Below are 16,112 nucleotides of genomic sequence, written 5' to 3'. Positions count from 1 at the left end.
CCGCTTACAGAGAGTGTTTATCGTTTTTTGGGTAAAGATCATATTTTAAAAACTTACATGCAATGGCTCCGTTATAAACAGAAATTCTTCGGGTCGGCTTTAACCCAACAGATTTTATGGCATTTTCATTACTTGATAACAGCCACGCAGTCCAAAATGAAAACTTTTGCTTCCATAAATCTCCAAGCGATTGGTACAATGGTTTTAAGTCGTCATCCTGCTTGAGTCTCTCGCCATATGGAGGATTGACAATTAAAAGGCCACGCGATGCAAATGGCATCGCATTGAGTACGTCTTTTTTTTCAAAAGTTACAATTTTACTGACTCCTGCTATTTTAGCACACTCAATTGCTGTGGCAACATTACCTGCTAAAAGATCACTTCCAAAAAACAAAGAAATCTTATCTGAAGAATATTGAATTCCATTTTTTTCACAATATAATTTAATGCGCAATGGCAATTCAGAAATCGATTTTTCATTCGCAATCACTTTATTTTTTAAATTATTATAAATTTTTTTAATTTCCAACAGATTTTGTGGACATAAATTTAAAAATGCAAAATGCTCACGGTGTACGTTGGGTTTCCAATGTAATAAAGCAAGAGCTGCTTCAATTAAAAATGTTCCAGAACCACACATTGGATCCATCAGAAACGGTGACAATAAAATTGCATTTGATTTGCCTTGAATACCTTGATTTTTTAAAATTCTGGTTTCTTTATCTTCAAAGTAAACGGGATCGCTTGATTCCCATATTTTACTAGCCAATGACATCCAGCCCGTCATTCGCAATAGAGATGCAGCAATTGACTCTTTCAATGGTGCTTCAATAGTTGATAAACGATAACCGCGCCTTGACAGAGGCTCTCCCGTTGTATCAACAGAAATACTCAACTGAGTTCTAAAAAGCCGAACATAAATTTTAACATCGGCATGACTCGGTTCAACATTTGGACGATCATTGTATTTTCTACGAAAAGTATCACAAATTGCATCTTTAACTTTTAGTGCAACAAACATTGAGTTGCTGACAAACGTATCTTGCACAGATGCGCTCACTGAAAAAGACAAATTTTTAGCAAAAATTGCGGTCCAATCTATTTGAGTTGCATACTGATACAACTCATCTACGTTTTCTACCTCGCTTTCGCTCAACACCAATAAAACTCGGCTTGCACACATTGATGTTAAATTTGCTGCAATTGCCCCTTGCCATCCCGCTTCAAAATAGCAGCCAGCAGATCCGTTCCATATTTTTGACCTTAAATTGTATCTATCTGAAATATCTTCTAGTTCTTCTTTTAAAACGTCTTCCAATCCCCTCGATGTTGTCACAAAAAAACGATTTGTCGCTTGGAAAGTGTGAAAGTAATTTGAAATTGAATGAAATTTACTTTGGTGGCGATGGGGTTTTTTCTTCATTTTTATCCTTGCTAGGAGAACATAACCCTAACTCTCTAAGCATTTCAAACTCTCTGCCTGAACGGATGCGGGTATAGTACTCTAAAAATTGTGTCGCTTTTGCTGGACTCGAGTTTTCTAAAAGTTTTGTCACTTGACGTGGCGGCAATTTGCTTAACATTGCAATCACCAAGTCTCTATCCATCGAATCCATAACAGGGGCAACTTTACGCGGCTCCATTTTAGATACGAACTCGACGGCTTCTTTCACTCTCGCCTCTTTCAGTTTTTTCTCTTTTTGAAGCGTTTCGTCAAGTAACCTTTTTTCTTCTTGAACTTTTTTTAATTGGGCGTCTACATCTAATTTAGCTTGATCATAGGCTTTTTTTGCTTCTTCTAGCCTCACAAGTTTTTGTTCAATGTCTTGCTTAATCACCTCAAACTCATCTCTTATTCTCATTGCTTCTGATGCTGTCAACTCTCCTTTAGGAATCGTTGGCAAATTTTGTGCAAAAATAAAAATTGGCAACCATAGGCTAATAAATATTGCAAATAGATTTAATCTCATTCTTCACCTGAATTTGTTTGATGTGCCCGAACAAATTTCTGAGTTCCAATTTCATCCAAAAACATTTGCTCTTTCATATTTTCTTTAGCAAAAAATTCTTTTTCTTTCACTGCTTTTAAATTTTCTAAAATTTTTTGTTTTCTGCGCGATTGAATTAAAGTTTGCTGATTCAGCTCCAAATCATTTTGACACGTTCTTAAATTATCAAGCAGCTCGATAATGCGACCCTGACGTATTGCTAATGATTTTTCAAAGATCTTTACATTATCAAATTTAGATTCTTTTACCTGAATATTTAGTGTTTCTCGTTCTTCAAAATAACAATCTCTTTCTTTGATCATCATATTTTTTAGTTCTGCAATCACATTCTTGACAAACTCAACACGACGCTCTGCTTCTTGCGTTTCAAGTTCTCTTAAATTTAATACGTTTTGCAAATTAAATTTGAACTTCATGAATTATCCTCAATAAACAATTCATTAAGCCCTGCTAAAGATTCATTAAAGTTACAAGTTATAGTTCTATCTTGTTTTAAATATGCTTCAATTTTAGGGAGAAGTTTAATCGCCTTATCCAATTTTGGATTGACTCCGGTAGAATATGCGCCAATACTAATTAAATCTTCATTTTTTTGAAATTCTGCCATAAGATCGCGTAAATAACTCACTTGAGTCAAATGCTGTTGACTGACAATATCAACCATAACACGGCTCGCACTTGATAAAATATCAATCGCAGGAAAATGGTTTCGTTCTGCAAGAATACGGGATAAGTTTATATGGCCATCTAAAATACTACGCGCAGAATCGCTAACAGGATCATTAAAGTCATCCCCTTCAACCAACACAGTATAAATTCCTGTTAGCGATCCTTTAGAACTGCTATTGCCAGCTCTTTCCAAGAGTTTAGGAAGCAGAGAAAACACTGAAGGAGTGTAACCTTTGGTTGTTGGTGGTTCTCCCACAGAAAGGCCAATCTCCCTTTGTGCCATTGCCACTCGAGTCAGAGAATCCATTAATAACAAAACTTTTTTACCAGACTCTCGAAAATACTCTGCAATTGCAGTGCCAACATGGGCTGCTCGAACACGACTGAGAGGAGATTGATCGCCCGTTGACACCACAACCACACTTTTTTTCATGCCTTCTGGGCCAAGGTTTTCTTCGAGAAACTCTCGAACTTCGCGACCTCTTTCGCCAATTAAGGTAATCACATTGACATCAGAATTGGAATAACGAGAAATCATTCCTAATAAAACACTTTTGCCAACTCCGGAGCCTGCCATAATTCCAACACGTTGCCCTTCACCGAAGGTTAATAAACCATTTAAACAGCGAATTCCTGTATCGAAGGGAGTCTCAATGCGTTTTCTGATTAATGGATTTAAAGGTTCACGAATGATAGAATACAAAACGCCTTGATTGGGCACAAATGATTCTCCTACCATAGGACAACCATACCCATCGATAATTCTCCCAATCAAATGATCTCCAACTCTTATTTTTTGCTCGCGTTCAACGCACTGCACTAAAGAATTAGCACACACACCAATAGGATCAGAAAAAGGAACCACTAGAGACTTTTCTTTTCTAAATCCAACAACTTCACCTTCAATTGAAAAACTTCGTTCACGATTAAAAATACGAACACGAGCCCCTAAAGGAACATCAACTAAAGTAACTTCAATAACAGTTCCTACAATTTGAATCACTTTACCATATTTTTCAAAACTTTCTTGTACTAACCTTTTTTCTCTTTCTTGTTTTACTTTTGCAATCGCATGATTAGAAAACATATTTTAAGAGGCTTTCTTTGTATTATTATTTGATTCAGGATTATTTTCATTTTGTTCTTCAAATAATTCTGGCTTTAGTTTTTGCACGATATTGTCTATACTTTTTTTAATATCAAACATCGCTGCACCAGTTTCGGTTTCAATTTCAAAATGACCTTCTTCCAAATTTATATTTTCTTTAATTTGAACCTTATCTTTTTCGCTGAGTGTTTCTATATGTTTTTGAATTCTATGAACATCGTTTGGATTCATATTAATATTTAGCATTTTAGAAGATGCATAAGATTTAATAACATCATCAAATAATTTTGTTAAAGCTGTATCACTACTTTTTAATTGCTCGCTTAAAATTCTTTCTGCACAAAGCTTTGTAATTTCTATAAATAAATCTTTTCCTTTTTGTAAGGTTACAGATTTTAGATCTTCTATATGATTTACTGAATCAGTAATATTTTTAAAAGTTCGCTCATATTTAGTTTCTGCAGCCTTCATCCCTCTTTCTTCGCCACTGCGAAAACCTTCTGCAGCACCTTCTTCATAACCAAGTGTGCGACCTTCTGCATGCCCCTGCTGTTTTCCTTCTTCTAAGCCTTTTTGATACCCCTGGTCAAAACCTTCGCGTTGTTCTTTTTCAAAACTCTCCTGAAAACCTGTGTGTGGAACGGTATCTTTTACCTGTTCAGGAGCTTTGTTATTTTCTATAATTGGTGCTTGTTTTGCTGATTGCGGCATTGGCGGAGGAGCTGCCTGCACTTCATTATTTTGGCTATTATCTTCGGCTTGATTTGTATTTGTTTCTGCCTCCAATTCCGTGCTTGGGATAAATTTTTTAAATAAACTTTCATTTGGTTTTTTTTTGCTCGAACTTCTATTTCTAAGAGTATTATGAATTTCATGTTGCTCAAGTTCTGCAAGTTCTAAGGCCATTGCCTCTTCTTCATCCATCATTTTGCGTCTACGGCGCTTCAGCAGTTCTCTTTGTGCTTTTTTAAAATCCTCTGTCATATCCCTTGGAAGCAAAGGTCTTGTTTTTGGTCCTAGCAAATTTGTAAAATCTCGAGGTATCGAGATTTTTTCTCGAATTTCTTGAGGATCATGCATTTTTTCTTGAATGACTGTTCGCTTGAGATTGTCTGCATAAATTATACTTTGTTCATTAAAATGCATCCATGGATATCTTTCCACGTCGAGCATGCTCATTGCTTTTTCATCGGCTTTTTTTATTAGTTTACCTCTTTTTCCGTTCACAAAAACCTCTTTAAACTAGAGCATTTTCACCGCTTGCAGAAATAACAATTTTGCCTTCATCACTTAACCGACGCGCAATTTGAACAATCGCAAATTGCGCTTGTTCAACATCAGAAATTTTAGCAGGACCAGCTATTGCCATTTCTTCTTTTAAGTTTTCCGCCGCTTTCTGCGACATATTTTTATAAATTAATTCTTTAACTCCTTCAGATGCGGTTTTTAATGCAAGTTTTAATTGTTCTGGTTTCACTTCTCGTAACACTGTTTGAATTCCACGATCATCAATTTTAACAAGGTCATCAAAGACAAACATCAACTTTCTAATATTTTCTGCTAAATCAGGATCCCGTTCTTCGAGTCTATCCAATATATTTTCTTCTGTTGCCTTATCCATAAGATTCAACATTTCAACTATTGGATCGATTCCTCCAACCTTTGAACTTGTTACATTACCTAATCGCTGAATTTCATTTCGTAACACGTCATCAATTTCATCTATAATTTCTGGAGATACACTTTCTAAACTCGCAACCCTTAAAATTAATTCTGTGTGTAAACTTTCTGGTAATATTTTTAAACATTCTCCAAATTTTTTGGGATCTAAATGTGCTAAAATGAGAGCCATTGTTTGTGGATGCTCAGATCGCAAGAAATTTGCTAATGTTTTAGGGTCAATCAATTCTAGTGATTCTAAATTGGCGTTAGAGGTTAAAGAGAGTTCATCAATTAAGGCACTTGCTTGATCGCTTTTAAAGGCTGATTCAATGAGTCTTTTTGTAAAATCATTACTACCTAAAAAATACTTTTTATTAGACTGGAGTATTTGATAAAATTCTTCCATGACTGCATCGATGGCATCGCTATCGACTCTTCCTAGTCGGCTCATTGCGCTACCAATTCTCTTAATTTCAAATTCGGTCATGTGTTTAAAAATTTCAGCAGAAATTTCTTCACCAAAAGCTAAAAGCAAAATTGCCGCTTTCTGTGGCCCCGTATACTTAATTGCCACATTAACCCCCATATTTAAGTAACAATTTAATTTTATGATATAGTCAAATTTGTATCTTGAGGAGGGAAAAATATTAACTTTTGTCAAAATTAAGAGATGAAATAATTATCTACGCGCTATTCAAAAAATTGGCTATAGAAAATATTGTCTTATTATATTCAAAAAATTAATCAAATAAAATTATTAATAAACATTAAAAATTGGATATTTTAATGAATTTTAATATAAAAAAAATAATATTTTTTTTTCTGTACTTAATTATTTTATTTTTTAATTACAATTTATTTGCAGAAGTACCTGCTGATATAAAAAAAATAATTCAAAAAGGAAAATTAGTTGTCGCTATAAATAGCGTGGATTACCCTCCATTTTTTTATCACAACAAACATGGAAATTTTGAAGGATATGATATAGAATTAGCAAATGATATTGCTAAATTTCTTGGCGTTAAAGTTGAATTCAATAGAAGCGCTGGTACTTTTCAGGATGTTGTAAAACTTGTTCAAGATGAACATGCTGACATCGCAATTAGCGCCATTAGTGCAACATTATCTCGTGGTCTTAACGTTCGTTTTTCTGAGCCATACTTAACACCAAACCAGTGTTTAATATTAAATAGAATATTAGAAGTAAAAATTGGTAATAAAGTAAAACTTAATAATGATCAATTAAAAGTTGCTGTGCTTAGCAACTCATCATATGAAGATTTCTTTCAGCAAAACATCTTATATTTTGATAATATTTTTAAAACTAAGGAATTTATAAAGTATAACTCTCTTGATAAAATATTAAAAGATGTTACTGAAGAAAAAATATTAGGGTTTTACGCTGATGAAATTTATGCAAATCATATTATTAAAAATAAAAAAATTGCAAATATTTATGTAAGAAAAAAAATAATTACTGATGCAACAGACCCAATATCCATTGCAATCAATTGGAACAGCCCTAATCTTGCAGAATGGATTAACCTCTATATTAAAAAGCTCAAGCAATCAGGAAAAACAAAGTATTTAAATAATAAATATTTAAGAGAAAATAATGATTAAAAATATAAAAAAAATTCTTTTAAATCACTGGACTATTATTTCATCTATGTCTTGTGCAATTATTTTTGGAGTTTTTTTTCCAGAAACAGCAAAAAAATTTAATATCATTGGTGATATATATTTGGATTTTTTACAAATTACAGTTATACCAATTATGATGACAGCTCTAATTTGTGGATTTTTTAATATTTTTCATAGTAGTGATTCTTTATATTACTTAAAAAAACTAACCATTATTTTTATAGCTATTATGGTTGGAACTACAGGATTATCTGTTACCTTATCTTTGGTGTTTTCTCCTGGATCAAATTTAAACAACGAAACTATCGAATTACTTAATAATAGTATTGGAAAATCTGAAAGTATATTAAAAAACCTCCCGATTTCACCACAACAAAATGGATTTATTAATTTTTTTCAAAATACTTTACCAGTTAATATTGTAAAATCTATTTATGAACGAAAAGATTTATCAATTTTAATATTTTCTATTATGCTTGGTATTGCTTTAGGAATAACTAAAAGCCCAAATGTTAATGTTGCGATTTCTTTTTTTGATGCTATTTTTTTGGCGTTTATGAAAATAGTAAATATTCTTCTTTACGCTCTACCATTTGGAATATTTTTTCTTATATCTGGTTTTATTTCCAATGTCGGAATAGATACTTTAAAATCTCTTTTTGATTTGATTGCACTAATATATGTTATTACAATCATAATTTTTGTTACATTATTAATAATAATGGCAAAAATAAAAAAAATTCCTATTATTCAAATTATAAAAAAATTAAAAAATCCTTACCTTATTGCATTTAGTACCTCAAGTAGTTTTGCTGCTATGCCTGCAGCCATGCTTGCATTAACGAATGAATTTAAAATTGATAAAAAAAATGTTGAACTTGTTATGCCGCTAGGAGTAAGTATTTTTAAACCAGGAATTATGATTCGCAGTATAACTATAGCAATATTTTTAATGAATCTTTATCATATTCCAATTAATTTCACTTCAATTGTAACGCTGTTTTTTACAAGTTTGGCAACATCTTTAGCAAGCACTGCTGGTCCTGCTATTTTAAGCGCAACAATGTTTGGCATTGTATTATCACCACTTGGAATTCCCCCAGCCATTGGAATATTTTTATTGCTCAGCATTGAGCCACTTGTTGATCCTGTAACAACAACGCTGAACATTCAAAGCAACTGCGCCATAACTTTTATGGTGGCAAAGAAAGATTAATAGCCAAAACCGCTAAAATTTAAATTCGTATTCCAAATAGGGTCACTAAAAAATGAAAGAATATTATTAATACCACGTCCACCCCAAAAATGATATAATACCATCTGGTACATATGACATATCTGATACAGATGACATAGAACTTGCTATGCCACGTGGTGTATGAAATGATAAATCATCTGATACAGATGACATAGAACTTGCTATGCTAAGTGATATAGGCCTTTGTCTAGCGGATATAGTAAGTGTTTGCTCTGCGGTTCGTCTTACTACATCGGAGACACTTCGACCCACGGATACATTTCGAGCGGCCCTAGTATGACTATCCACAAAAGAATTATTATGGACTCTTAAAAGCTGCTGCCTAACTCTCTCTGAAAGAAGGCTAGATCTCTCTGCAAGCAACCTAGCTTTCTCTGAAAGAGAAAAAAAAGTTCCGGCACTAAAAACCCCTAAAGCAAAAGAACTCCAGAGGTAATCATGGGACATTTTGGTATAATAATCTGCTGCATTTTTATCACCAGCCTCTGACGCCTTCGTTGATTTATAACCATACACACTCGATGCAATACCTGTTGCTCCTGCTGAGAGACCAGTTAAACCCCCTATGCCAACCCATCCAAGCTTTAAGTGTGATGTGGCTTTCATTACTGCCATACTCCATTTAAAAAATGAGCCAGCGGCATAAATAGTGCCACCAATCCCCATAATTGCTGCACCAAGCACACTGCACGCTAAAATACTCTCAGCATATTCTCCAGTTGGATCATAAAACATAATAGGGTTATTGTTTGCATAAATATAACCATTTATACCACCTTTGCCAAATGGAGAATGCTCGTCATACTGAATAAAACGTTGCAATCTAGGACTATAGGCTCTATACCCGTTGCCTAAAATTTGAAAACCGGATGTTTTATCAAACAGTTCACCATTAAACCCATAAGAAAATTTATTATTATAACTTACTTGTGTTGTTGATAAATCTGTTGCTTCACCATAAAGAGTATAAATAAAATTATGAATATTTTCATTTTTATTATCTATAACCTTAATAACACTACTAGCTTGATCGGTTAAATAAAATAATGGATTTAATCCCGATTCTGCATGGTCAATATGACCAATTATATTTTTGGTGCCTAAAAAATAGCTTGTTACTTTTTCACTATCTAACTGATTTAATACCTTATTACCATGATAATAGAGATAGGAATAACTATTGTCATGATTTCTATTAAAATACAACGATCCATTTGCAAGATAATTATATGTTATTTCATTACCATTTGAAAATCTAATTTTTTCAATTTTTTGAGAAGAATTGTAAAAAAATTGATTCTCTTGATCATCTTTTATCATTTGACCATCATCATTGTATTCAAAAATTTTCTCCTTATCGTTATGAATAATTGAAACAACTTGTGCAGGATTTATTTCAGAATAATTATAACGAATTACATCAATTTCATGATCCAATGATGTTGTCTTTATTTTATTAATATTATTTAAATCATCAAATTCAAAATTTTGTATAACAATAGATTTCCCATTAGAATTTTTTGGACAATAATTAACTTCACAACGGTACTCCGATAAATTATTCAAAGCATCGTAGTGATAATTTTCTCTTGATACTATTATGCTGCTACCACCCTCAATTCTCTCTCTCGATAAAATGTTACCATTATTATGGTAGGCCAAAGAATATCCTAATATTAAATCATTATTGCTCGCTAAATAACTCATATTTGATAATTGGCCCATGTTATTGTAATCATAGCGAACCATATTTTTATTAGGCATAATTTTTAACGATAATCTTGCAAGATTATCATAAAAATAAACTTCTTTTAAATCTTCTTGCCCAGGAATCAAAAATTGCACGCTCTCCAATAAGCCTGTTTGATAATTATAATTGTAAATTGTTTCTATATCTTTAATATCTTTTATTGAAATTATTTTTCCATAAAAATCGTATAAATAAGAAATACTACGGTTATCAGGATAAATAACGGACAATAAATTACCATTTTTATCGTAGTTGTATTTTAACTTTCCAATAGAATTTGTTTCAGATTGCAATAACAATGTTGCAGGATCATAATCATAATAAGAAACATCTTTTATATTATGATTCATAGATTCTGCTTTAATAAGGTTATTTAAACCATCATAATAATAATCAGTTTTAATGCCCGACTTTAATAATTTTGTTATAAGATTGCCTTTAATATCATATGTGTATCTATTTTCTTTTCCAAACGAATCCCCATCAACTATTTTCTGCCCGAGTTCATTAAACACCTGGTATGCAAGCAATTTTTTATTTTTACCATTTTGCATCACAGAAATTGAGACTGGTTTTTCTAAATACAAAGGATCATAAGAATAAAAAAAGGAAACCAATTTTGCATTGCTAATTTTTACTAACTGCAACAGATTATTGTATTCATAAAATGTTTCACTACCATTTGAATCTATAAATTTAATTTTATTTCCAAATCCATCATAAATCCAATTTTTTTGATGAACCAAATTGTCTTTTGTATTATAATACTCTTCGCGAACAGGCAATTTAAGATTATTATTATATATTACTTTTTCATATTTTATTGTTTTATCACTAGACTTCACTTGATAAGTTGTTGTTTGTTCCACATCATCGTATAGTGTTAAACTTTGAATTCCGCTTGGTTGTTTTTTTAAAATTTCACGACCCAAATAATCATATTGAAAATAATTCACAGTAAAATATAAGTTATTTTTGGCATCTATATTATAATTTTTTTCTTCAATTTTTTGTCCGGTTACTCCATATAAATAAGACTTCAAAAGATAAAATTTGTTTTCTTCATGATTTTTTTGATAAATACTAATCACTCTTCCTAAAGAATCATATACAGTAAATTCAATGTTTCCATCTAAACTTTGAACACGCTTAGAACTTGTTCCATATCCCTCTAAAACATCTTCATTATTAATGTTATAAGTATAATTTTTAAATAAATGCTTCTGCTCTTTTTCATCTATTAAATATTCTTTTGTCACTCTACCAAATAAATCATACTCAAATTGTTTCTCTATTCCTTCTTTTGATTTTTCTTTTACTAAATTCCCTGTAAAAGGGTTATAGTAATTAAACTCCATTGCAAGTAGAATATTATCTCCAGAATAGTAATCGGTAGTTATAGAAGAATAAGACTCATTGTTTTCATACGTTATCAATTTAGCATAGTATTTATTGACTCCATTTAAAGAATTACCCGATACAACAACTTTATTTGGCAAAGTAAAAAAATTATTTTTATTGAAATCTAAATTATAAATAAAATTTTCTTTTCTATATAAAAAATCGCAATTTTTATCGTCATTAGCGCAATTTATACTAGAAACTACATAAATCTTTTCTTCTAATAATTGAATATAATTATTATTATAATTTTTAATATTTATATATTTATTTTCAATAATTTTTACTTTGTTATCATTAATAGAATATTGCTTTTCTTGTTTTAACAAATGAGTCATTTTATTAAATGTTTCATCTTGAGAAAGATAACTATATTCTTTCACTATTCCGTTAGGTAGTTCTTGTCGAACAAGATTACCAAAATTATCATAGGCAAATTTACTTACTTCAGTTCTTAAGTTATTTCTATTAAAGTATGTTGCTTTAATCTGAACTGGCAAGTTATAGTTTTCATCAAGAGAATCAAAATTTTTGCTCTGCCACTCAGGATAATCATATTCCTTTAAAAAAATAAGGTTTCCATTTAGTTTTGTTTTTTCTGACAATAATAAATGGTAGTGATTATAAGTTCTCTCAGTTTCTAACATTTTTTGATCAGCAGCTAATTTTTTTTCTGTGCTTGAATAAACATAATTATTTGCAGTAAAAAATAACTTATCTTGATTTTCAGAAACACTACCTCGAAATCCTTTACCCAAGTAATTATTTTTTTCACTATAACTATAATGGATAACCTCGTTACTAAACTGATTTTTTGGAAGTGAATTAGTTATAACTTTAGAAACTGCTGAAAAAAATCGCTCTTTTCCCGATCCTAAACCAGATTTTAAATAGTTGATTCTTAATTTCTGTTCCTGTAAAATTTTGAATACAGCTAATTAAAAATTTTGAATTATAATTTTTATTCTCTGGAACTTTATATTCAAATTTTGTTATTTTATTTTCTGGATTTGCAATAGATTCAAGATAATTTCCATTTTTTGACTTTTTGATAACGGTGCTAATATATTTATTTTCTTCAATAATTTTTTTGATAATTATAAATTTATCATCGACATATTGAATTTCAATTGCATTTTGTTTTTTATTGCTCATATTATTTTTATAGTATATTAAGTTCAGCCTATTTGATTGATTATATTCAAAATACAATGATTTTCCAGTTAAATTTTCGATTTTAAATAAATTACCATTATTTTTATATATAAACTCTCTATTGCCATTTTTGTAATTAACAATAATATAATTATTATTAAATTCTAGAAAAATATCTTTTAATAAATAATTTTTCATTAAATTCTTTTTTGAAAAATCAATTTTATATATCCCACCATGACTCAAATAAATCATACCTGACTTAGAATCATAATGTGTTACATTCCAACTCCAGCCTCTTCCAACATCAAAATATTTTTGTTCTGCAAAAAGGGAGTTATATTTTAATAACAATTGAAAACTTGGAGATTCAAAATCACGGCTTTTAATGTCAAATATTGGATAATTTATCGAAAATGTACCAGTTCTGGGATCGACACTCTGGTCAAAACTTGAAAAATTTACAGCATCACTAAATGGCAGCGAGCTTTCACTCTTATTATTTAAGTTTGATCTTGAAGAGCGCTGCGTAGGATTTGCAAAAGCAAGCGGTTGCAAAAATCCTGAAGTTATTGCAAAAAACAATATCGATGCTATAATTTTTCTTAATATTATATTTTTATTCATAAAATTTACCTAAATTTTAAAAGAAATCATATTTATTAAAATTTTTCCTGAACGTGACTTACAAAATAATTTCCATACGCATCATGGCCATAAAGCTCTAGTAAGAAAGACATATATTTTTGATAATTCCAGAAAATCGAAGAAGTTGCCGAATCGCTTAAAGTCATAAATCCAAAATCTTGGTGTGAAATATCATTTAATGAAAGATTTCTATCATTGTTCTTACCAATAGTTAGTTTATCAACTTTATGTTTAGAGTTTGCTTTTTTAAAGCCAGAAATTAAAAAACCTTTTTTAAAACGTACTTTGGACTCTCCATACCCGCCTCTACTTTGTTTAAAATAATCTATTATCATTATGAAATCTCCATTTTTAATTTGCCTTTCATTAAATTTAACTTTAAGAAAGCCAGAACTATCTCCAGTATATTTATTTGTGAGTCTTGCATTTAACAACTTAGTTTTTGATAATGTAGGAAATTTATCCACTAATGGAAAAATTTTAAATAATCGATAATTATCACTATATACCGATGTTGAATCATAATATTCACCCGTTAATTTAATACCAAATAGATCTTCACTCGAAACTCCACTTAGAGGATTTGATAATAAATTTATTTTTAGTCTTTCATTATCTTTAGTAGAAACCTCATGCTTGCCTTCTTTGTCTTGGTAATAAAACTTTGCACCTAAATTAACAGTTTCACCTGAGACTTTTGATTTAAAATAAAATCCGTCTTCATATTTAATACTTTCTAATTCTCCCATACATTTTGTATATTCGTTAGGTGATGTAATAATAGAATATTCATCGTTCTCGTTTTTTTCATCGCCTAACAAGACATCTTCCCCATAGCTTTCTTCACTTAAAAAAGCATTTTTTGCCCATATTTCCATCAATATTTTATCTGGAATAATTTTTAAAATCTTTAATATCTCTTTTTTTCCTATAGAAATTTTATTATTTTCATTTTTTTCTTCACCAGACTTTAACCAAAATTCTTGTCCCCATCTTTCTCTCAATATTTCTATCAATATTTTATCTGGAATAATTTCTAAAATATTTAATATTTCCTTTTTTCCTATGGAGATTTTATTATTTTCGTTTTTTTCATCATCTAGAGAAATATCTTCTCCCAAAATTACATCATCTAACGGAACAAATTCTCCCCATAATTTCCATAATATTTCTGACAAAATTCTAGCTGAAATAAATCTTAAATTCCTTAACATACTATTTTTATCTATGGAGACTATACTCTCATCATCTAAAGAAATACCTTCTATACTCATTTTATCATCTAACAAAATACCTCTTCCCCAAATTTTATCATCTAACGAAACATTTTCTCCCCACATTTTTTTCAAAATTTCTACCCAAATTTGACTTAAAATAATTCTTAAATTACTTAACAGCCTATTTTCTTCTATGGTGATTTTATTATTTTCTTTTTCTTCGTTACCTGCCAAAACATCTTCTAACCATCTTTCTTTGTAAATTTCAGCTGGAATAATTTTTAAAATATTTAATATTTCATTTTTTTCTATGGTGATTTTATTTTTTTCTTCTTCTTCATCAACTAAAGAAACATCTTTTTTCTCTCTTTCTCTCAATATTTCTTTGAATATTTTATTTCGAGTAATTTTTAAAATTTTTAACACGTCTCTTTTTCCTATGGAGACTAAAATGTTTCCATTATTTTCACCATCTAAAAAAACATCTTTTTCCCAAATTATATCATCTAAAAAAATATCTTCTCCCAATATTTCTCTCAATATTTTTACACAAATTCTAACTGAAATTTTTCTTAACAAATCTACCACATCCTTTTTTATCATGTAGACTTTAGTGTTGTCGTATGTTTCATCATTTAACACTACTTCTTTTTCCCAACTTTCATCATCACTTAACAAAACACTTCGTCCCCAACTTATATCAAATAACGAAATCTCTTCTCTCCAAAAAATTTCCGATATTTCTACCCAAACTACTGATGAAATATGTTTTAAAATCTTTAATATTTCTTTTTTTTCTATTGAGACTTCTTTTTTTTCTATTGAGTCTTCTTTTTTTTCTATTGAGTCTTCTTTTTTTTCTATTGAGTCTTCTTTTTTTTCTTTTTTCCATAGCGTAACTTTGACATTTCTAATATTGATGTATATAATTTAGCATTAATTTTTTTTGAAATCTCTGATGAATCTTTTCTTTTTAACATAATATTTTTATTTTTAGCAATTAACGATACGTCTTTACCCCATCTCTCAACTTGAATTTTTGAAAATTTTAATATGTCCTCTTTTTTTATGGGGACTGGTTTCCCATTTTTATTTCTTGCTACAACCTTAATAAATAACGGTATATTATGTTCTCCATTTCCATATATTTGATATAATGAATTTTTTTCTATACAGTTAGTAGTTAATTCAACAGCTATATTTGTGATTTCTTCATTTGATAAGTCTAAATATATATTATTCTCATCTTTAGCTAGTGCAAATTGCGAGGAAATAAACATTTTGGTTATTAATAAAATCAGCATGTTAAAAATTTTTTTTTGAATGATTATAGTTTTCATATTTTTTGCCTTTTCTAATAAATTATAATTAACAAATACAAATTAAAATTTTATAAAAATTTTAATTACAAATTTATGAATTTTATATTAATTTTTTTTTACTATAAAATTCATAAATTTGTAATCATTTGATAATGTTATTTTTTAGAGGAATAATGAATGAAAAAATGTAACTAGTTGAATTAACGCACATTGGAGAAGGTTTAAAATTTAACACAAGATAAAAATAGAATTGGAATAAAAGAAATTAT

12 protein-coding genes are annotated in these 16,112 nt (G+C 29.9%); 2 read left to right on the top strand and 10 right to left on the bottom strand.

Translation table 11 applies throughout. From position 1 onward, the window contains the following. Positions 1-4 precede the first annotated feature (4 nt). Genes Spiro2_RS04895 through fliG form a run of 6 tightly spaced genes read right to left on the bottom strand, consistent with a single transcriptional unit; the run spans position 5 to position 6,022 of the window. Complete coding sequence (locus Spiro2_RS04895) at positions 5-1,423, bottom strand: THUMP domain-containing class I SAM-dependent RNA methyltransferase (RefSeq protein WP_338637440.1); 1,419 nt, start codon at positions 1,421-1,423, stop codon at positions 5-7. Further along, positions 1,392-1,970: a magnesium transporter MgtE N-terminal domain-containing protein gene (locus Spiro2_RS04890; protein ID WP_338637438.1), complete on the bottom strand. Its 579-nt coding sequence runs from the start codon at positions 1,968-1,970 to the stop codon at positions 1,392-1,394. The genes Spiro2_RS04895 and Spiro2_RS04890 overlap by 32 nt, the downstream gene beginning before the upstream one ends. Further along, positions 1,967-2,425, bottom strand: a complete 459-nt coding sequence (locus tag Spiro2_RS04885) for a hypothetical protein (RefSeq protein WP_338637437.1) — start codon at positions 2,423-2,425, stop codon at positions 1,967-1,969. Before Spiro2_RS04885 ends, Spiro2_RS04890 begins: the two co-directional genes overlap by 4 nt. Beyond that, positions 2,422-3,765 carry a FliI/YscN family ATPase gene (locus tag Spiro2_RS04880; protein ID WP_338637436.1) on the bottom strand — a complete coding sequence of 448 codons (1,344 nt, stop codon included), beginning with the start codon at positions 3,763-3,765 and terminating at the stop codon, positions 2,422-2,424. The genes Spiro2_RS04885 and Spiro2_RS04880 overlap by 4 nt, the downstream gene beginning before the upstream one ends. A 3-nt stretch (positions 3,766-3,768) precedes the next feature. Next, positions 3,769-5,013, bottom strand: coding sequence for a FliH/SctL family protein (locus Spiro2_RS04875; protein WP_338637435.1), 1,245 nt, complete (start codon positions 5,011-5,013; stop codon positions 3,769-3,771). Between the two features lie 10 nt (positions 5,014-5,023). Further along, positions 5,024-6,022, bottom strand: a complete 999-nt coding sequence (gene fliG / locus Spiro2_RS04870; protein WP_338637434.1) for a flagellar motor switch protein FliG — start codon at positions 6,020-6,022, stop codon at positions 5,024-5,026. A 212-nt stretch (positions 6,023-6,234) separates the two neighbouring features. Here fliG and Spiro2_RS04865 point away from each other — a divergent pair, with 212 nt between their 5' ends. Next, complete coding sequence (locus tag Spiro2_RS04865) at positions 6,235-7,071, top strand: ABC transporter substrate-binding protein (protein ID WP_338637433.1); 837 nt, start codon at positions 6,235-6,237, stop codon at positions 7,069-7,071. Continuing rightward, the gene (locus Spiro2_RS04860) at positions 7,064-8,308 is read left to right on the top strand and encodes a dicarboxylate/amino acid:cation symporter (RefSeq protein WP_338637432.1); all 1,245 of its coding nucleotides are present in this window, start codon (positions 7,064-7,066) and stop codon (positions 8,306-8,308) included. The genes Spiro2_RS04865 and Spiro2_RS04860 overlap by 8 nt, the downstream gene beginning before the upstream one ends. Positions 8,309-8,374: 66 nt before the next feature. Here the strand turns inward: Spiro2_RS04860 and Spiro2_RS04855 are convergent, their stop codons facing one another. The 4 genes from Spiro2_RS04855 to Spiro2_RS04840 form a co-directional block, all read right to left on the bottom strand. Continuing rightward, entirely contained in the window at positions 8,375-12,259 is a 3,885-nt protein-coding gene (locus Spiro2_RS04855; protein ID WP_338637431.1) for an RHS repeat-associated core domain-containing protein, read from the bottom strand. 79 nt (positions 12,260-12,338) lie between these two features. Then, positions 12,339-13,283 (bottom strand): hypothetical protein, encoded by a 945-nt coding sequence (locus Spiro2_RS04850; protein ID WP_338637429.1) that lies wholly within the window; start codon positions 13,281-13,283, stop codon positions 12,339-12,341. Between the two features lie 35 nt (positions 13,284-13,318). Continuing rightward, entirely contained in the window at positions 13,319-15,199 is a 1,881-nt protein-coding gene (locus tag Spiro2_RS04845; RefSeq protein WP_338637427.1) for a hypothetical protein, read from the bottom strand. Positions 15,200-15,381: 182 nt separating this feature from the next. Further along, positions 15,382-15,861 (bottom strand): hypothetical protein, encoded by a 480-nt coding sequence (locus Spiro2_RS04840; protein WP_338637426.1) that lies wholly within the window; start codon positions 15,859-15,861, stop codon positions 15,382-15,384. Positions 15,862-16,112 lie beyond the last annotated feature (251 nt).

Origin of the sequence: Spirobacillus cienkowskii, from assembly GCF_037081835.1 — a bacterium.
Lineage (GTDB): Bacteria > Bdellovibrionota_B > Oligoflexia > Silvanigrellales > Silvanigrellaceae > Silvanigrella > Silvanigrella cienkowskii.
This window is presented reverse-complemented; position numbering and strand designations above follow the sequence as displayed.